The sequence below is a fragment of the Flavobacterium sp. 3HN19-14 genome, assembly GCF_051373205.1.
Classification (GTDB): Bacteria; Bacteroidota; Bacteroidia; order Flavobacteriales; family Flavobacteriaceae; genus Flavobacterium.
On record NZ_JBPPZT010000001.1, the window covers coordinates 222,890 to 242,551 of the forward strand.

The window sequence follows — 19,662 nt, forward strand, 5'->3', positions numbered from 1 at the left end:
GTTATACAAATATTATTGGCCTCTTAGTTTCATTACATAATTGGCAACCAACCAGCGCTCGTGTGTATCCAATTGGTTGGCGTAAGAACCCATCGAGTTCAAACCGTAAGTCGCTACGTGGAATACGCTTCCAACTGTGATTGGTCTTGCTTTGTAATCAGGAATACCGAGTAATTTCTCTCTTTTGCAAGATTTCCTTTTCCGTCTCCTTTTTCACCGTGGCAAATCGCACAATAGATATCGAAAAGGCCTTTTGCCTTCTCCATATCGGCTTCTGTCGGAGCGATTGGTGATGGATTTGCTTTTGAAGCATCGTAACCAGCGGTAGTATTCGGAATTTCGTAAGGTACAAATCCTCTTTTTACCGTATGATCCGGAGGCAACTGTCCTTCTTTTCCATTCGCGAATGCGCCTGATTCAGAGTAAGTCTCATAACTTACCGCTTCATACATATTCGGCATGTATTGGTAATTAGGGCTTTTGGTATTGTGACATGAAGCCGTCAATGCCGCTACTCCTAATATAATCGCTATTTTGTTTAAGCTTTTCATATCTTGATATTAATGCTTTTCAATTACTTTAACTTCTACCGCTCCTGTATTCTGGAAGAAAGAAACCATGTCGTCTTCATTTCCTTTAACGGCAACTTCCATAAGGAAATGGTCATCTGTAGTTCTCAAATCCGGATTTTCTGCTTGTTTGAATGGCCACAATCTGCTTCTCATATAAAAAGTGATTACCATTAAGTGCGCTGCGAAAAATACGGTCATCTCAAACATTACCGGAACGAAAGCCGGCATGTTCTCGATATAGCTGAAACTTGGTTTTCCACCGATATCCTGAGGCCAGTCTGAAATCATGATATTGTTCATCATCCAGGTTGCGAAAGACAACCCGCAAAGACCGTAAATGAAAGCACATATTGCCAGTCTTGTTGGCGCGATTCCCATGGCTTTGTCCAATCCGTGAACCGGAAATGGCGTGAAAACTTCTTCAATATGATGGTGTGCGGCACGCGTTTTCTTCACGGCGTCCATCAACACATCATCGTCATTGTAAATAGCGTATATGACTTTATTACTACTCATGGTGTGAATCTTTATTTGCTTCTCTTATTCTTTTATAATTTTCGCCTGAAGATTTCAGGATGGTTTTCACCTCTGCCTGTGCGATTACCGGGAATGATCTTGCATACAACAGGAACAATACGAAGAAAAATCCGATGGTTCCGATGAAGATACCGATATCAACGAAAGTTGGCGAGAACATCGTCCATGAAGACGGAAGGTAATCCCTGTGCAATGATGTCACGATGATTACGAAACGCTCGAACCACATACCGATATTTACGACAATCGAGATGACGAAAGAGAACATGATGCTCGTTCTTAATTTTTTGAACCACATAAATTGTGGAGAGAATACGTTACAGGTCATCATCGACCAGTAAGCCCACCAGTAAGGACCGGTTGCACGGTTAAGGAATGCGTACTGCTCATATTCAACACCTGAATACCAGGCCACGAATAATTCTGTGATATAAGCCACACCTACGATAGATCCGGTGATCATGATAATGATGTTCATCAATTCAATGTGTTGTAGTGTAATGTAAGCCTCAAGATTAGACACTTTTCTCATAATGATCAAAAGTGTGTTTACCATCGCAAATCCTGAGAACACCGCACCCGCAACGAAGTAAGGCGGGAAGATGGTCGTGTGCCATCCCGGAACTACCGAAGTAGCAAAGTCAAAGGATACAATAGTGTGTACGGAAAGTACAAGTGGAGTAGCCAAACCGGCCAATACTAATGAAACTTCTTCGAAACGCTGCCAGTCTTTGGCACGTCCGCTCCAACCAAAGCTTAAGATTGTGTAGATTCTTTTTGTGAAAGGTGTTACAGCACGGTCACGGATCATCGCGAAATCCGGCAATAAACCTGTCCACCAAAATACAAGTGAAACCGAAAGGTAAGTCGAAATCGCAAATACGTCCCAAAGAAGCGGCGAGTTAAAGTTCACCCATAAAGAACCGAATTGGTTCGGAATCGGCAATACCCAATACGCTAACCAAGGGCGGCCCATGTGGATGATCGGGAACAAACCTGCCTGAACCACCGAGAAAATCGTCATCGCTTCAGCAGAACGGTTGATCGCCATTCTCCACTTCTGGCGGAATAATAATAATACGGCCGAAATCAGCGTTCCTGCGTGTCCGATACCAACCCACCAAACGAAGTTCGTGATATCCCATGGCCAACCGACTGTTTTATTTAATCCCCATGTTCCGATACCTGTAGAAATGGTGTAAGTGATACAGCCTATTCCCCAAAGGAAAGCGGCTAATGCGATTGAAAATACAATCCACCATTGTTTGTTAGCTCTTCCTTCAACAGGAGCGGCTACGTCTACTGTTACATCGTGATAAGTTTTATCACCTATAACTAAGGGTTTTCTAATGGGTGCTTCGTAGTGAGACGACATAATCCTTTATCTTGTTACTTAATTATTAATTTCTTAGGTATTTCTGACTTTTACGTGGTAGATAACGTTTGGTTTTGTTCCGACATGCTCCAATAAATGGTACATCCTGTCGTCTTCTACCAAAGTAGCCACTTTGTCTGCTTTGTTGTTGATGTCCCCGAAAACCATCGCTCCTGAAGAACATGCTGCAGAACACGCAGTCTGGAATTCATCTTTGCGCACTTCTCTTCCTTCACGTTTCGCAGTCAAAATTGTCAATTGTGTCATTTGGATACACATTGAACATTTTTCCATAACCCCACGGGAACGAACGTTTACATCAGGATTCAATACCATACGCCCCAAATCATCATTCATATGATAATCGAATTCACTGTTTTTGTTGTATAAGAACCAATTGAAACGACGTACTTTATAAGGACAGTTGTTAGCGCAATATCTTGTACCAACGCATCTGTTGTAGGCCATGTGGTTTTGCCCTGGCGTGAGTGCGAAGTTGCAGCAACCGGACAAACCGTTTCACACGGAGCGTGGTTACAGTGCTGGCACATTACCGGTTGGAAGGCTACTTGCGGGTTGTCAGATGCTTTCTCCATTTGACCGAATCCACCTAAAGAACCTTTATCGCCCCAAAGACCGTCAAAGCTTTCTTTTTTCTCATCGTCACCTTTGAAAGTAGTTTCAGAAGAATAATACCTGTCAATACGCAACCAGTGCATATCGCGGCTTCTTCTTACTTCTGATTTTCCAACTACAGGAACGTTATTTTCAGCATGACAAGCGATAACGCAAGCGCCACAACCTGTACAGGCATTTAAGTCGATAGATAAATTGAAGTGATGCCCGACAGAACGGTCGAATGAGTCCCATAAATCAACTTCGGTAGCTTTTACCGGATTGTGATCCATTGAAACCATCGGCTGCTCATTCCAAACATTTGGCAATTCCGCGTTGAAAACTGTTAAAGTAGTTTCCTTGATGATATCACCACGGCCTATCAATGTTTTTTGCAACTGTACACAGGCAAATTCATGCTCGCCTGAAGCAGCGCTCAATTCAACCGATTGTACGTTGTTGAAATTTTTATATAATGTGTAAGCGTTAACACCTACCTGCATTTCTTCTTTTAAGGCTGCTTTTTTACCGTAACCCAAAGCCACTCCGACAGTTCCTACTGCCTGACCCGGCTGGATGATTACCGGAACATTCTCCAGCTTCACGCCATCTACAACCAAATTAGCGTAGCTACCGTTCAGTCCGCCATTGGCGACGTTGTGATTAACAAGGCCTTTTTTCTCAGCGTCAACTCTTGAAACAGTTACATAATTATCCCATGAAACCCTTGTAATCGGATCAGGGAATTCCTGTAACCATGGATTGTTCGCTTGCTGTCCATCACCTAAACCGGTTTTGGTGTACAATACCAATTCTAAAGCAGATTTTTTAGCTTGTGACAAAGCACTTGCAGCTCCCGCATAATCAGCACTTCCACCTGCAGCACCAGCTGATGCGCTTACGAAAATACCATCGTGCAATACTTGATTCCATGAAGACCCAGAAGTAAATGCCGCTGAATTTGCACGTACATAATCGTAATATTCACCTGAATTTCCTGTCCACGCCAATAACGCTTCCTGAAATTGTTTTGTCTGAGAAAATAGAGGACGGATTGTTGGCTGTGTAATAGAATAAGCGCCTTTTACAATGCTCACATCGCCCCAAGATTCTAAATAATGTTTCGTTCCGACAGCAACATTTGAGCTCAAAGCAGTTTCGTCTTCTTTCAAAGAGAAAGCCACAGAAAGTGAAACTTTTTTCAAAGCATCGGCAAATTTGCCAGGAAACTATAAACAGGATTAACGCCGCTCATGATCAGCGTATGAACGCTTCCTGCATTCATATCAGCGAACAATTGCGCCACTTTCGCGTCAGACCCTTTTCTGATCTGTCTTGTTCCGGCGGTTGAGAAAGCCTCGCTTGCCAGTTTATTATTGATGGCTAAAACTAATAATTGTGCATTTTTGTCATCGATTCCTGAAACCAACACACCTTTTGAACCGGCTTGTTTCAGTTGTTCGATGGCTTTGTTTACGTCGGCATCAAATTTAGCATCTAAACTTGCCGAAGCGCCTCCGCCAACGATACCATTATAAATTTTAACCAATGCCTGTTTTTGATCGTAACCCGTCATCGGCACACGCTTATCAGCGGCAGCACCAGACAAAGTCATATTGGATTCGAATTGGAAATGCTTCGACATTTTTCCGTTTTTCGGAACACGTCCTTTTGCATAACCTGAATCGTAGCTTCCGCCTTGCCAGTCTCCAAGGAAATCAGCCCCGACAGAAACAATTACTGAAGCTTTTGAAAAATCGTAATCAACCAAAGCCCTTTCACCATAAGCGGCTTCAAAAGCATCCAAAGCAGCTGATGAGGAAACTGCATCGTAAACTACATGTTTTGCATTTGGATTGGCAGCGATGAATTCACCAATTAATTTATCTGTAGAAGGACTGGCCGTTGTTCCAGTCAAAAGCACAACTTGTCCGCCTTTTGCTTTCGCGTCAGCTAAACTTGCACGTACTTTCGAATCAACTTCTGCCCAAGATGCCTCTTTGCCTGCAATTTTCGAGGTTTTCAGACGCATGCTGTCATATAATGACAAGATTGACGCATGAACCCTTGCATTGGCAGCAAATTTCGCACCTGGTAAAGTATTGTTTTCTATCTTAATCGGACGGCCTTCTCTGGTTTTTACTAAGATATTAGCGAAATCGAAACCATCAAAACGGTTGTTGCATAATAATCGGCAACACCCGGAATGATTGACTCAGGCTGGACTACATAAGGAATAGATTTGACTACACGGCAGCTTCACAGGCAGCCAAAGAGGCAGCAGCTGTGGTAAATCCAACGTACTTTAAGAAATCACGACGGCTTGTTGATGAGGCCGACAAAGTACTGTCGTCACCAAGAAACTCGGCAGTTGGAATTTCTTCCACAAATTCGTTATTTCTTAACGTCTCAACAATAGAACTATTTTCGTTTAGTTCTTCAACACTTTTCCAGTATTTTTTGTTTGATGACATCTTATATAAATATTAGCTTCTTAATTTATTTTATTGTTGTTCGTAATCCGGTCAGGCCAGATTAATAGTGGCATTTACCGCACTCGAGTCCACCCATTTGGGCTTCCGTAAGCTTATCAACACCGTATTTTTTGGAAAGCTCTTCGTGAATTTTGGTATAATAAGCATTTCCTTCCATCTTAACATCGGTTTCGCGGTGACAGTTGATACACCAGCCCATTGTTAAAGGAGCGAATTGTTTCTGGATTTCGTAAGTCTGCACCTGACCGTGGCACTTCTGGCACTCGATTCCGGCAACTGTTACGTGCTGTGAGTGGTTGAAATAAGCAAAATCAGGAAGATTATGGATACGGATCCATTTTACAGGTTTCGTTTTTCCGGTATATTTCTGGGTGTTTTTATCCCAACCCACTGCATCATATAATTTCTGGATTTCTGCAGTGTATTGCTCTTTAGTGTAATCTACGTAAGTAGAATCTTTGTCACCTTCGAAAGAAGAAATCGTTTTGTGACAGTTCATACAAACGTTCAACGAAGGAATACCTGCATTTTTACTGGTACGTGCAGATGAATGGCAATATTTACAATCGATACCGTTGTCTCCGGCGTGAATTTTATGAGAATAGTGGATTGGCTGGATTGGCTGGTAGTTTTGGTCGATTCCGACTTGCATCAAATAACCGTAAACAAAATAACCACTTGAAAGCAAAAGGAAAATCGCAGTAACCAATACTAAAAACTGGTTGTTAGCATAAGCTTTCCAGATTGGCATTGTTTTTTCTTTCGCAGCAACTTCAATTCCATTTGATTTTGCAACTTTCTTCAATACGTTGGTCACCATGAACAACATAATCACAAGCACTACAAGTACAAAAGCGAAAGCACCAAGAAATACTGTATTTGAAACACCACCTTCAGCTGGACCGCCAGGAAGTTGCGCAGTTGCACCACCGGCTTTAGCTTCTTCTTTTGGAAGTGAAGTATAAGCAATAATATTGTCGATATCCTGAGTCGATAATTGCGGGAACGCCGTCATAACGCTTGGCTTGTTTTCTTCCCAAAGTTTCACCGCAGCAGCATCACCCGATTTGATCAGCTCAGTACTGTTGTGGATCCATTTGTAAAGCCATTCTTTGTCGTGCTTTTCTGCAATACCCCTTAACGCAGTGACCCGTCATTTTAGCATCCAACTTGTGACAAGCAGCGCAATTGGTGTTGAACAATCCCTTACCGGCAACAGCATCACCACTTCCACCAGCTGCAGGAGCAGGCGTTACCGCAGGTTGCGTTGCCGCCGGAGTAGCTGCATTTGCTGCGTTTGGAGCTGCAGTCGGTCCGGAAGGAGCAGGTGTTGTTTGAGCTGATGTGGTTAAGGAGAAAGCCAGCATGAACGCCAGACTACAGATGAAAATCCTTGAAATCGAATTATGGTTACCCACCTTTTTCATATTATAAATGATTATCGACTAATTTTGGTACGGTTTTTTCGGTGTAAATACGCTGAAAAATCTGCACATTCTTTTTAAACTTGCACAAAAATACGATTTATCGACTATTCTCAAAACCTTAAATATATCTTAATTGCCAATTTATAGCGATTCTAAATAATTTTATTCGCGTGATTATTCCCATAAATATTACATTTGTTTAAAAAACACAGCGTTATGAAAAAAAACCACCAAAATCTCTTATTCCCCGCCCTTTTGTTAATGTTTTTATCTTCAGGGAATTTACACGCACAAGACGCTAAAGTAACGGTTTCGGAAGATCCGAAATTTGAAAATCTGTTGAAGGAGAAACGCAGAATCAACTCCTCAATAACTGTCAACGACCGATATAAAATCCAGATTTATAATGGCGACAGCGAAACTTCTAAAAAGACGCTGAATGACTTCAAAAAGCAATATAAAAACTTCGACGGAACCATCATTTTCAACACTCCTTTTTATAAGGTATGGATTGGAAATTTCAAGACGAGGATTGAAGCGGAAAGAAATCTGAATGATATTAAAAAGAATTATCCGAATGCGCTTTTGATTAAGCCGAATAAGTAGTTTGCGCCGCGAAGACACAAAATCGCAAAGGCACAAAGGTTTCGAAAGTATGAAAACAAAAAATCCGCATTTAGCGGATTTTTTTAAACACAAACAGAGAAAACTTTGTAACTCTGCCTCTTTACTATTTTGTAACTTACTTCAACTTTTTCTTCACCGCAACTTCCTGGAAAGCTTCAATCAAATCACGTTCTTCAATGTCGTTGTAGTTCTTGATCTGAATACCGCAATCGTACCCTTTCGCGACTTCTTTCACGTCGTCCTTGAAACGTTTCAAAGCAGCCAATTCACCTGTAAAGACAACAACGCCTTCTCGGATGACACGGATTCTTGATGATTTGAAGATTTTTCCGTCGGTTACCATACAACCTGCTATCGATCCTACTTTTGAGATTTTGAAAATCTCGCGGATTTCGGCAGTCCCGGTAATTTCTTCTTTCATTTCCGGAGACAACATGCCTTCCATCGCATCTTTCAAATCGTCGATAGCATCGTAAATGATCGAGTAATTTCTGATATCGATTTCTTCCTTATCGGCCAATTGTCTGGCATTTCCGGCAGGACGAACGTTAAATCCGATGATAATCGCGTCTGAAGCAGAAGCCAGCATGACGTCAGTTTCAGTAATTGCCCCAACTCCTTTATGGATGATATTGATCTGGATTTCATCTGTGGATAATTTCGAGAACGAATCAGAAAGCGCTTCAACCGAACCGTCCACGTCACCTTTAAGGATGATATTGAGTTCTTTAAATTGTCCGAGTGCAATCCTTCTTCCGATTTCTGCAAGTGTAATGTGGCGTTGCGTACGGACCGACTGCTCACGCATCAATTGTGTGCGTTTGGCTGCAATCGCTTTTGCTTCTCTTTCGTCTTCAAAAACGTTGAATTTATCACCAGCCGTCGCAGCACCATCAAGTCCGAGAACTGATACCGGTGTTGACGGGACCGCTTCTTCACTACGTGACCACGCTCATCGTGCATCGCTTTGATTTTCCCGTGGTGTTTACCGGCAAGCATATAATCGCCTACGCGTAAAGTTCCGTTTTGAACCAAAATTGTCGATACATATCCTTTTCCTTTATCAAGGAAAGCTTCAACAACCGTTCCTGATGCAGGTTTATTCGGATTCGAACGCAACTCAAGGATTTCAGCTTCGAGCAATACTTTTTCAAGCAATTCCTTTACACCTGTTCCTACTTTTGCAGAAATATCGTGGGATTGGATTTTTCCGCCCAGTCTTCTACCAAAAGATTCATTCCGGCTAATCTTTCCTTAATTTTTTCAGGATTCGCATTCGGCTTATCCACTTTATTGATGGCGAAAATAATCGGCACATTCGCAGCCTGAGCATGAGAAATCGCCTCTTTCGTTTGTGGCATGATGTCGTCGTCGGCCGCTACCACGATAATCGCGATGTCGGTAACCTGCGCACCACGCGCACGCATCGCGGTAAACGCTTCGTGACCCGGTGTATCAAGGAACGCTATTTTTTGCCCGTTATCCAAAGTCACACCGTAAGCACCGATGTGCTGCGTGATACCTCCGAATTCCCCAGCAATTACGTTTTCCTTACGGATGTAATCGAGAAGCGATGTTTTACCGTGATCGACATGTCCCATTACGGTAACAATCGGCGCACGATCCAACAAATCTTCTTCTTTATCTTCAACAATCTGGATTGAATCTTCCAATTCAGTTGTGATGAATTCTACCTCGTAACCAAATTCGTCAGCAACAATAGTCAATGTCTCCGCGTCGAGACGTTGGTTCATCGTAACCATGATTCCCAAAGACATACAGGTTCCAATCACTTTTGTAATTGGCACATCCATCATGATGGCAATTTCACCAACGGTTACAAACTCTGTAACTTTAATGGTTTTGCTGCCTTCTTCAAAAGCACGTTGCTCGTCGTCAGATTTCTGACGGTGCGTTTCTCTTTTGTCTCTTCTGTATTTGGCTGCTTTTGATTTTCCGCCTTTTCCTTGTAATTTCTCAAGGGTCTCGCGGATTTGGTTTTTAACTTCCTCTTCCGTTGGCTCAACTTTCGCCACGATTGCCGGACGGTTTCCTTTAACGAATCCCGGCCTTGCACTTCTGTTTGCGTTAGCGCCACCTGCATTTGGGACGATTTTATTCGCACCCGGTGCACCCGGAACTCCAGTTCCACCTGGTCTTGGAGCGCCTGGTTTCGGAACGATTCTTTTTCTTTTATTCTTATTGGCGTTAGCACCAGCGCCCGCTGCCGGATTCATGCCCTGGTTTGTTAGGCGTGATTTTCGGGTCTTCTTTTTTCTTTTTCGGTTTGTCGAATTGCGACAAATCGATGGTTTGCCCTGTAAAAGTAGTTCCTGACAACTGCACATATTGAGTGGTAACAGACTCATTTTCAGTTTCAGTGCTTTCACTGGCTGGCGTGTTTGGCGTTTCTGCTTTCGGCTGGACAACTTCAGGCGCGGCAGTTTTTGCTTCTGCTACAGGTTGCGCCGGTGTATTTTCAACTGGTTTCGCAACAACTTCAGGCGCTTTTTCAGTAACCGGAGCCGGAGCAGCAGCTGGTTTTTTTGCATCAAGATCAATGGTTCCGACAGTTTTCGGGCAGGTAACAACGGCTTTTGCCTTGATCACTTCCTGTTGCTGCCTTAAACGCTCTTCATCTTGTTTGCGTTTGTCTTCGATTTCTTTTTCCCTTTCGATGCGTAAAGCTTCTTTTTCTTTACGTTTCTCTTCGCCTACTTCTTTCGAAGCTTCTTTATTACCCCTGTCGCCCGCAAATTGGTTCTGCAGGATCCCGAATTCCTTCTCAGAAATTTTGGCGTTCGGATTGGCATCAATGGCAATGCCTTTATCTTTAAGATAATCCACGGCCCTTTCGAGAGAAATGTTGAGTTCCCTTAAAACCTTGTTTATTCTTATTACTCTTTCTTCAGACATATAATCTTTTTAATATTACCTTTTTTAGTTGTGCTGTGTAGTTATTGTAGTTGTGCTTTAGCTGTTGAACTCTTCGTTCAGGATTCTCATGACATCAAGAATGGTTTCCTCTTCAAGATCTGTTCTTCTTACCAAATCATTCACGTCTTGCTTCAGGATGCTTCTTGCTGTATCCAAACCGATTTTCGCGAATTCTTCGATAACCCAAGCATCAATTTCGTCAGAAAATTCAGTCAATTCAACATCATCTTCTTCTTCGGCGATATTGCCTTCGCGGATAACATCTAATTCGTAACCTGTCAATTGACCTGCCAATTTGATATTGTGTCCGCCACGCCCAATCGCTTTTGAAACTTCTTCTAATTTCAGGAACACATCAGCTCTTTTGTTTTCTTCGTTGATTTTGATGGAAGAAACTTTCGCCGGGCTCAATGCTCTTGTGATATACAATTGCTGGTTGGTGGTGTAATTGATCACGTCGATATTTTCGTTACCCAACTCACGAACGATCCCGTGGATTCTTGAACCTTTCATTCCGACACAAGCACCAACCGGATCAATTCTGTCATCATAAGAATCTACGGCAACTTTTGCTTTTTCACCCGGAATGCGCACTACATTTTTCACCATGATCAGGCCGTCGAAAACTTCCGGAATTTCCTGTTCGAACAATTTCTCAAGGAATTTCTCTGATGTACGAGACATGATGATTTGCGGTTTGTTGCCTTTCAATTCAACACTTTCGATGATACCGCGAACATTGTCTCCTTTGCGGAAAAAGTCAGACGGAATCTGTTTTTCCTTCGGAAGCACGATTTCGTTGCCTTCGTCGTCTACCAAAATTACAACTCTTGGACGAACGTGGTGTACTTCGGCGGTATAAATTTCGCCAATCAGATCTTTAAACTGTTTGTAAAGATTCGTGTTGTCGTGCTCATGTATTTTTGAAATCAAATTCTGGCGAAGCGCTAAAATCGCTCTTCTTCCCAAATCGATTAATTTTACTTCTTCGGAAACCTCTTCGCCGATTTCAAAATCGGGCTCGATTTTTCTTGCTTCAGTTAACGTAATTTCTTCATTCTCCAAATCCAGATCGTCATCGGCAACGATAACGCGCCTTCTCCAGATTTCCATATCGCCTTTATCAGGATTGATGATGATATCGAAATTATCATCTGAACCGAATTTCTTCTTCAATGCATTTCTGAACACATCTTCCAAAATCGCCATAAGCGTTACACGATCAATAAGTTTGTCGTCTTTAAACTCTGAAAATGAATCGATTAATGCTAAATTTTCCATGCCAACTCTTTAAATTAAAATGTTACTGTAACAATTGCTTCTTTTATTTCTGAATACGGGATTTCCTGTCTTTTCTGGACGGTTTCTTTTCCCTTACCCACTTTTTTTGGTTCTCTTGCTTCCCAGGCGAGCGTGATGAATTCATCATTGGCATCGGCGAGTTCGGCTTCTATGGTTTCGGCGGCCAATTTTACGATCAGCATTCTTCCGATATTTTTTTTGTACTGGCGGATTTGCTTCAAAGGCGAACCCACGCCGACTGACGCCACTTCTAAAGAAAAATCCTGCTCCTCGCGATCCAGATTGTGTTCAATGGCGCGGCTTACATCGATGCAATCCTGCAACTGAACACCATTGTCGCCATCTAAAGTCACGATGATTTTGAAGGCATCAGTTATTGTAAGGTCAATCAAAAAAATCGACGGCTTCTCAGCAAGTCCTTCGTTGAGTAAATTTACTACTTTCTCTTTAAATGTCATATTTTTATAAAAAGAGGGAAGCATTGCTTCCCTCATTATTCAGTTTTTTAATAAATAACGGTGCAAATATAGTGTTTTTTTTAATAAATCAAAAATCATATCCAAATCGAACCGATTTATAATGCATTCATTACCAATTGTTAATTATTAATTGTTAATTGACAAAAATTCCTTACCTTTAATATGTAAAAAACAAAGCCTTATTACAAACTCTTATACTTACCCATTATGAAAAGAATCTTAGTTCCGACCGACTTTTCAAAACACGCAGAATACGCCCTAAAAGTGGCTGCGCAGATTGCAAAAGCCAACAATTGTGAATTATTTATTTTAAACCTGCTTGAGTTGCCAACCCATATGAATGACGCCGTAAGCAGCGGTGTTAATATCCCGGAAGTCATGCTTTTTCTGGAAAAAACCAATGACAAGCTTGATAATCTTTCCAGTGAAAGCTATATGGAAGGCATCACGGTTACTACTTCAGCCAAACTTGAAAAAGCTTTCGACGGAATCGTTTCCCACTGCAAAGAACAAGATATAGACTTAATCGTAATGGGTTCCCATGGTTCAACAAATCATCAGGAAATGATGGGTTCAACAACTGAAAAAATCGTGCGTACTTCTGATGTTCCTGTTCTCGTAATCAAAAACGATGTCGGCACTTTTAAAGCAGAAAACTTTGTTTTTGCATCTGATTTTTCGAAAGAAATCAAAAAGCCTTTCGCCAAGCTGGTTGAATTTGCGAATATTTTCAATGCCAATCTGAATTTGGTAATGATTAACACACCGAACAGCTTTAAATCCAACCACGCTGCCGAGAAGATCATGGGCGATTTTGTAAAGGAATTCAATATCAACAATTACTCGCTTCATATATACAATGATACCAATGTCGAAAAAGGCATCCTGAATTATGCCAATAAAGTCGATGCCGATTTAATTGGAATGTGCACACATGGCAGGGCCAGGATTTGCGCATTTTTTCAACGGAAGCATGAGCGAAGATGTTGTGAACCATACGGTAAGACCAGTGATTACATTTAAAATTTAAATTCCAAAAAAGAAATCCCAAAACCCAACGCAAAACTTTGGAATTTGGGATTTTAAATATTGTAAATTAAAAAAGCCTCCTTTTCAGGAGGCTTTTTTCGTTGGTCTACTGAGGACTCGAACCTAGAAAGGCTGCACCAAAAACAGCTGTGTTACCATTACACCATAGACCAGCGTTGCTTTATTAGCGAGTGCAAATTTAGTACAAATTTTATCTCTCACAAATTTTTATACGAAAAAAATGCAATTTGTTTATTTATGAAATGCGCCGGTTTTATTTGTCGTTAATTTGCCCACTGAGAATGAATCGGATAATAACACAGGCATTTGCTGAAAAATTTGTTAAGTGCCGTTTCAATCCGCAAAAAAACATTTTCTTTGTATCTGAAATTTAAAACAAAAATCATAACGTAAATCATGGTGACATTTAACTTCAAAAAATGGAATACAATTACTGGCTGGCTCGTGTTTGCAGTAGCTTTGGCGACTTATACGCTAACGGTTGAGCCGACGATGAGTTTCTGGGATTGCGGCGAATATATCGCAACGGCAGCCAAACTCGAAGTAGGCCATCCGCCCGGCGCACCTTTATTCCAGATGATTGGCGCATTTTTCGCCATGTTTGCCATAGATGAAAAGCACGTTGCCGTTATGGTGAACATGATGTCGGTGTTCTCGAGCGCGTTTACGATTTTGTTTATGTTCTGGTCATCGACGATGATCTTGAAGAAAATTGTTCCGAGATTTAATAAGAATGAAGAAGATACTGAAGATAATGGCGAATTGAGTGCAACCAACGCTATTGTAGTTTTGGGCGCTTCTGCCGTCGGCGCTTTGGCTTATACCTTTTCAGACAGTTTTTGGTTCAATGCCGTTGAGGCCGAAGTTTATGCGATGGCATCATTGTTCATTGCGCTTTTATTCTGGCTCGGATTGCGTTGGGAACAGGATATGCACAAACCGCGTGGCAACCGTTGGTTACTGATTATTTCACTCTTGATTGGATTGTCTTTCGGCGTTCACTTTATGGCGCTGCTTACAATTCCGTCAATCGGGTTTTTGTATTATTTTAAAAATTACGAAAAAGTTACGATTAAGAATTTCATCATCGCCAATGTGATTGTTGTCGGGATTTTGCTTTTCATCTTCAAACTTCTGCTTCCGTGGACGATGGCGCTTTTCGGCCTGACCGAAGTTTTCATGGTCAATTCCATCGGATTGCCGTTTGATTCAGGAACTATTTTCGTGACTTTATTAATTATCGCATTCTTTTATTTCGGATTGAAATACACCAGAAAAAAAGGTTACGCGCAAATCAATACGTTAATCTTGTGCATCCTTTTTATCCTTATCGGATTTTCAACCTGGATGATGCTGCCAATTCGCGCAAATGCCAATACGGTAATCAACGAAAACAAACCATCAGACGCACGTGAGGTTTTGGCTTATTACAACAGGGAACAATATGGCGTGAATCCGTTGTTTTACTGAACGACAATACACCGATTCTTATGCCGGACTCGATAAAGACAATCCGTATACAGACAAAGCGCCGAACTACGAAAGAGATTACAAAACCGGGAAATACGTCATCACCAATAATTTCAAAAACGCAGAGCAGAACAGCGACGACAAGCAAAAAGCGATCCTGCCAAGGATGTGGAGCACGGAACATTCTGCGAATTATATGACATTTACGCATCCGGTTGAATTCAAATTGGATCCGAATTATGATTATGCCAGTGAATTGACGCAGTACGGCATCAATCCGGAAAATCTTTCTGAAGAAGAACTCAACGGTTATATCGCAAAATTACAGGGCGAAATCGAAAAAACGGTCTTTCGAATTCAAAGCCGGTTTTGCCAAAGGCGAATATGACACTGCCGATTATGACAAATTCCTCAAAAATTACGGCGATTACCTCATCATCGAGAAACCTTCAACTGCAGACAACTTAAGTTTTATGTTCGAATACCAGTTTGGCTACATGTATTGGAGGTATCTGATGTGGAATTTCGTCGGAAGGCAAAACGACAACCAGGGAAAATACGACAATCTCGACGGCAACTGGATTTCCGGAATCGGCATTGTTGACAAGGCGCATGTAGGGTCGCAGGACAATCTGCCGACTGATTTCAAAAATAATAAAGGACATAATGTTTATTTCTTCCTGCCTTTCATTCTTGGCATCATCGGATTGATTTACCACGCCAATAAAGACCTGAAAAGTTTTTATATCCTTTTGGTTTTATTCTTATTTACCGGATTGGCGCTCAAAATTTACCTCAACGAAAGGCCTTTTGAACCGCGCGAACGCGATTATGCCCTTGTCGGTTCTTTTTACGTCTTCGCAATTTGGATCGGATTTGGCGTGTATGCGATTTACGACACCGTCAAACAATGGCTTGTGCCAAAAATCGCCGCACCGGTTATTATCGCAGTAACGTTTTTAGCCGCGCCGGTTTTAATGGCTTCACAGAATTGGGATGACCACGACCGTTCCGGAAAATATACAGCTATTGCGATGGCAAAGGCCTATCTGAGTTCGTGTGAACCTAATGCGATTTTGTTCACGATTGGCGACAACGACACCTTCCCGCTTTGGTATGCTCAGGAAATCGAAAATTACCGCACCGATGTAAGGATTGTCAACACCAGCCTGCTTATGACCGATTGGTACATCGACCAGATGAAAGCCAAAGCGCACGAATCTGAAGACATGCCAATTTCGTTTAATCATGCTGATTATGTCGGAGATAAACTCGACTATTCCGTGCACACATCAAGATCAGAAAATCGTTGGGATATTAAAGCCTTCCTGCAAACCATCAAAAATCCGGATGCGCAGATTGAAATGAGGAATGGCCAGAAAATCAGGGTTATCCAACCAATAAAATCAGGATTCCGGTTGATAAAAATGTGATTATTGCCAATAAAGTCGTCAATGCAAAATACAACGACTCAATCGTTCCTTTTATTGACATCGATATTAAAGGACAGGCATTGTACAAAAACAGGCTGATTATGCTCGATATTCTGGCGAACAACAACTGGAAACGTCCGATTTATTTCACCGGCGGAAGTTTTGGCGACGATGATTATATGTGGATGAAAGATTTCCTTCAACTCGACGGAATGGTTTACAAACTGGTTCCTATAAAAACAACCATTCCAAAAGGGCAAAGCTCTTTCGACATGGGTCAGATTGATTCTGATAAAATGTATGATATTGTGATGAAATGGGATTGGGGCAACAGCGAAAGTCCGAAAATCTACCACGATCCGGAAACACGCAAGAACAGTATTTCTTATCGTACAAATCTTTCAAGATTAACAGAACAGTTGATTAAAGAAGGTAAAATCGATAAGGCCAAAAATGTGCTTGATTTGGGTATGAAAAAAATGCCGCTCGAATATTTCGGATATTATACAATGCTCGAGCAATTTGCGACCGGATATTACGCGGTCGGCGAAAAACAAAAAGCACGTGATATACTAACAACACTCATTAAAAAGTACCAGGAAAACATCACTTTCTACCACGGGCAAACCATTTCTTGGCAAAATGACGCATATGTTGATATCATCACCGACATTGAACGTTACAGGGCATTGCTGCTCGTGATGAAAGACAACGGAGACCTTGAATTTTACCAAAAACACAGAAGTACTTTCAACAGCTTCAACAAGTTATTTGAAAAGTACCACCGCGAGAACGAATAGAAAAATTAGTTTTTAACCGTTAAGGCATTAAGCAACATTAAGCACGACTTAGTGGAACTTAATGCCTTAATCATTTTAGAAAAAGACTTATTTTTACAAAAACTTCTTTTATGAGCTTTTATTGGGTAAAGACGAACCGCATCATCAAGAAAATGTTCCCGAATATGGTTTGGGATATTCCGAATCGGGATAAAATCGTATTTCTTACCTTTGATGATGGCCTACACCCGAAGTTACGCCTTGGGTTTTAAATGTATTGAAAGAAAACGGAATCAAGGCTACTTTCTTTTGCATTGGCGACAATATCCGCAAATATCCTGAGATTTTTCAGCAGGTTATTGATGAAGGCCATTCCATCGGAAACCACACTTACAATCATCTAAAAGGATGGGAAACCGAAACGCCGGATTATATCGAAAATTTCCGGCAGTGTGAGGCCGAAATCTGCAAAATATTACCTGAAGGCACTGCACTCTTTCGTCCGCCTTATGCCAAAATCAAAAGGCCGCAGGCCATAAAAATCCGCGAGGCAGGTTATAAAATAATCATGTGGGACATCTTGACGGCAGATTATGACAAGAATGTGAGTCGCAAAAATGTCTGGAGAATGCCACCAAAAAAGCAGCGTCAGGAAGTGTAATTATCTTTCACGACAGTGTAAAAGCATTTCCAAATCTGGAATTTGCGCTTCCGAAAACCATCGAAAAATTAAAAGAAAAAGGATTTACGTTTGACGCGATCCGTTAGATCTGTTCCTGTACCAGGCTGATGATGGTATTGGCGTCGAGTTCTCCGAATTGCCTCCAGATCATCTGCCCGCTTTTGTAAATCATCAGTGTTGGCAAGCCTTTGATGCGCAATGCGTCGGCCAGTTCCTGGTTTTATCAACGTCGATTTTGATCACTTTGGCCTTGTCGCCCAACGCAGCAGCGACATCGCGGATGACCGGATGCATCGATACTGATTGCTCATTCCATTCTGTATAAAAATCGATTAATACAGGAACCTGGGCGTTTATAAGTTCTCCAAATTTTGACATAAAAGAAAATTTTATAGTAAACTAATATACAAATGTAATCTTTTTAACGAATTACGCTACTTTATTGCCTTTTTTTAGTTCGAGGACAGTTATTTCAGGCCATATACCAACGCGACCCGGATAGGCGTGAAAGCCCAAACCCCGGTTTACATAAATGTATCTTCCGACATTTTCGTACAAACCTGCCATTGTTTATAGACGTATTGCACAGGACTCCATTTGATCCAACCCGGAATTTCGATACCAAATTGCAGGCCGTGTGTGTGTCCTGCGAGTGTTAGTTGAAAGTGTTTTGGATGGTCTTTGATTTCCATTTCCCAATGCGACGGGTCGTGCGACATCAATATCTTGAAATCATCTTTGGTCAATCCTTCAGACGCTTTTGTCAAATCACCTGCCTGTTTAAAGCCTTTTCCCCAATTTTCTACGCCAACGAGTGCAATTTTGTCGTTGCCTTTCTGAAGAAAAGTGTGATTGTTCAGCATCAGATCAAAACCGATTTGTCCGTATAATTTCTTGATTGCCGCAAAATTTGCGTCTTTGGCTGCCGCCGAAGGCCATGTCACATATTCGCCATAATCGTGATTGCCCAGTACAGAATATTTCCCGTATTCGTATTTCTTAATGCGGTTGAAAGTGTCAATCCACGGATGCATTTCTGTTGCGAAAGTGTTGACGATATCTCCCGTGAACAGCATCATATCGGCTTCCTGCGCGTTGATTAAATCGATAGCATATTCGATTTTTTCCTTATTGTCGAAACTGCCGCTGTGCACGTCGGAAATCTGCGTGATTTTAAATCCGTCGAAACTATCCGGTAAATCGGGGAAATAAACGGTTTGCTTGTGTACTTTAAAGTTGTATTTCCCTTCAAAAATACCATACAAAATCGATGCGAACGGAATCGCCGCAATTCCCAATGCTATCTGTCCGACAAATTTGCGCCGCGACGGAATATTGCTGACATTCGGATCGTTATTGACGAAATATTTCACCATTCCCGCCATAAGCCTGAAAATATCTTCGCCAAACATGATGAATGTGAGTACGATTTTCGGGATATAAACCACCAAAAGCAATCCGAGCGTGAACAAAGTCTGCTTGTTCTGCCCTACCGAGCGGTCAAACTGCGTGAAGGAATAAATGATGAAAGCGAGAATGAAAGTACTTATGACAAGGTAGGAAATTAAAATCCATTTGATTTTGGTGACCGACCTGAACGCCTGAAAGGCATAAAATTCTATTGCCAACAGAATAACAATAGCAATAATCCAACGTAGCATACGAAAAATTTTACACAAAGTAACAAATTAAGGAAACGCAAAAATGATTCGTTACCAAATATTTAACAACAAGGTAAATTCCAAAAAACAAAACCCAAATCCCAAACATGGAATTGGAATTTTCACACATAAAATACAGATTGGAATTTATTTGGAATTTGGGTTTTGACTTTTGGGATTTGCTTTATGCAAATAAAAAGCCGCCGGTTTCCCGACGGCTT

The 19,662-nt window shown here is 41.5% G+C and carries 8 protein-coding genes, 1 tRNA gene and 7 pseudogenes; 5 read left to right on the plus strand and 11 right to left on the minus strand.

Annotated elements, in window-relative coordinates; translation table 11 throughout:
* Nucleotides 1-12 precede the first annotated feature (12 nt).
* The 5 genes and pseudogenes from ACSLFW_RS01105 to ACSLFW_RS01125 all read right to left on the minus strand — a co-directional run bounded on the left by ACSLFW_RS01105 (nt 13) and on the right by ACSLFW_RS01125 (nt 7,021).
* Nucleotides 13-551 (minus strand): annotated as a pseudogene (locus ACSLFW_RS01105) (c-type cytochrome).
* Between the two features lie 9 nt (nt 552-560).
* Complete coding sequence (locus tag ACSLFW_RS01110; RefSeq protein WP_436554283.1) at nt 561-1,088, minus strand: DUF3341 domain-containing protein; 528 nt, start codon at nt 1,086-1,088, stop codon at nt 561-563.
* On the minus strand, nt 1,081-2,484 hold the full coding sequence (gene nrfD, locus ACSLFW_RS01115) for an NrfD/PsrC family molybdoenzyme membrane anchor subunit (protein ID WP_436554284.1): 1,404 nt from the start codon (nt 2,482-2,484) through the stop codon (nt 1,081-1,083). The genes ACSLFW_RS01110 and nrfD overlap by 8 nt, the downstream gene beginning before the upstream one ends.
* 33 nt (nt 2,485-2,517) lie before the next feature.
* Nucleotides 2,518-5,573: pseudogene (locus ACSLFW_RS01120) on the minus strand (TAT-variant-translocated molybdopterin oxidoreductase).
* 61 nt (nt 5,574-5,634) lie between these two features.
* Nucleotides 5,635-7,021, minus strand: a pseudogene (locus ACSLFW_RS01125) (c-type cytochrome).
* A gap of 216 nt (nt 7,022-7,237) precedes the next feature.
* Here ACSLFW_RS01125 and ACSLFW_RS01130 point away from each other — a divergent pair.
* Entirely contained in the window at nt 7,238-7,627 is a 390-nt protein-coding gene (locus ACSLFW_RS01130) for an SPOR domain-containing protein (protein ID WP_436554285.1), read from the plus strand.
* A 136-nt stretch (nt 7,628-7,763) separates the two neighbouring features.
* On the opposite strand, the pseudogene infB reads toward ACSLFW_RS01130, so the two are convergent.
* From infB to rimP, 3 genes and pseudogenes are all read right to left on the minus strand, one after another.
* Nucleotides 7,764-10,564: pseudogene (gene infB / locus ACSLFW_RS01135) on the minus strand (translation initiation factor IF-2).
* A gap of 57 nt (nt 10,565-10,621) precedes the next feature.
* Nucleotides 10,622-11,866, minus strand: coding sequence for a transcription termination factor NusA (gene nusA, locus ACSLFW_RS01140; RefSeq protein WP_436554286.1), 1,245 nt, complete (start codon nt 11,864-11,866; stop codon nt 10,622-10,624).
* Between the two features lie 14 nt (nt 11,867-11,880).
* On the minus strand, nt 11,881-12,345 hold the full coding sequence (gene rimP, locus ACSLFW_RS01145) for a ribosome assembly cofactor RimP (RefSeq protein WP_436557354.1): 465 nt from the start codon (nt 12,343-12,345) through the stop codon (nt 11,881-11,883).
* A gap of 228 nt (nt 12,346-12,573) precedes the next feature.
* On the opposite strand from rimP, the gene ACSLFW_RS01150 reads away from it, so the two are divergent.
* Entirely contained in the window at nt 12,574-13,389 is an 816-nt protein-coding gene (locus tag ACSLFW_RS01150; protein WP_436554287.1) for a universal stress protein, read from the plus strand.
* A gap of 107 nt (nt 13,390-13,496) precedes the next feature.
* On the opposite strand, the gene ACSLFW_RS01155 is transcribed toward ACSLFW_RS01150, so the two are convergent.
* Nucleotides 13,497-13,568, minus strand: a tRNA-Gln gene (locus tag ACSLFW_RS01155).
* 244 nt (nt 13,569-13,812) lie between these two features.
* On the opposite strand from ACSLFW_RS01155, the pseudogene ACSLFW_RS01160 reads away from it, so the two are divergent.
* From ACSLFW_RS01160 to ACSLFW_RS01170, 3 genes and pseudogenes are all read left to right on the plus strand, one after another.
* Nucleotides 13,813-17,119, plus strand: a pseudogene (locus tag ACSLFW_RS01160) (glycosyltransferase family 117 protein).
* Nucleotides 17,120-17,229: 110 nt separating this feature from the next.
* Nucleotides 17,230-17,370 (plus strand): hypothetical protein, encoded by a 141-nt coding sequence (locus tag ACSLFW_RS01165; protein ID WP_436554288.1) that lies wholly within the window; start codon nt 17,230-17,232, stop codon nt 17,368-17,370.
* Nucleotides 17,371-17,375: 5 nt separating this feature from the next.
* Entirely contained in the window at nt 17,376-17,759 is a 384-nt protein-coding gene (locus ACSLFW_RS01170) for a polysaccharide deacetylase family protein (protein WP_436554289.1), read from the plus strand.
* A gap of 103 nt (nt 17,760-17,862) precedes the next feature.
* Here ACSLFW_RS01170 and ACSLFW_RS01175 read toward each other — a convergent pair.
* Both ACSLFW_RS01175 and ACSLFW_RS01180 read right to left on the minus strand, forming a co-directional pair.
* Nucleotides 17,863-18,158, minus strand: a pseudogene (locus tag ACSLFW_RS01175) (thioredoxin family protein).
* 51 nt (nt 18,159-18,209) lie between these two features.
* Nucleotides 18,210-19,441, minus strand: a pseudogene (locus tag ACSLFW_RS01180) (metallophosphoesterase).
* Nucleotides 19,442-19,662 lie beyond the last annotated feature (221 nt).

Excerpts from the sequence above, each read along its gene's own strand:
- ACSLFW_RS01110 (WP_436554283.1), bottom strand. The coding sequence starts at position 1,088 with ATGAGTAGTAATAAAGTCATATACGCTATTTACAATGACGATGATGTG.
- nrfD (WP_436554284.1), bottom strand. The coding sequence starts at position 2,484 with ATGTCGTCTCACTACGAAGCACCCATTAGAAAACCCTTAGTTATAGGT.
- ACSLFW_RS01130 (WP_436554285.1), top strand. The coding sequence starts at position 7,238 with ATGAAAAAAAACCACCAAAATCTCTTATTCCCCGCCCTTTTGTTAATG.
- nusA (WP_436554286.1), bottom strand. The coding sequence starts at position 11,866 with ATGGAAAATTTAGCATTAATCGATTCATTTTCAGAGTTTAAAGACGAC.
- rimP (WP_436557354.1), bottom strand. The coding sequence starts at position 12,345 with ATGACATTTAAAGAGAAAGTAGTAAATTTACTCAACGAAGGACTTGCT.
- ACSLFW_RS01150 (WP_436554287.1), top strand. The coding sequence starts at position 12,574 with ATGAAAAGAATCTTAGTTCCGACCGACTTTTCAAAACACGCAGAATAC.
- ACSLFW_RS01165 (WP_436554288.1), top strand. The coding sequence starts at position 17,230 with ATGAGCTTTTATTGGGTAAAGACGAACCGCATCATCAAGAAAATGTTC.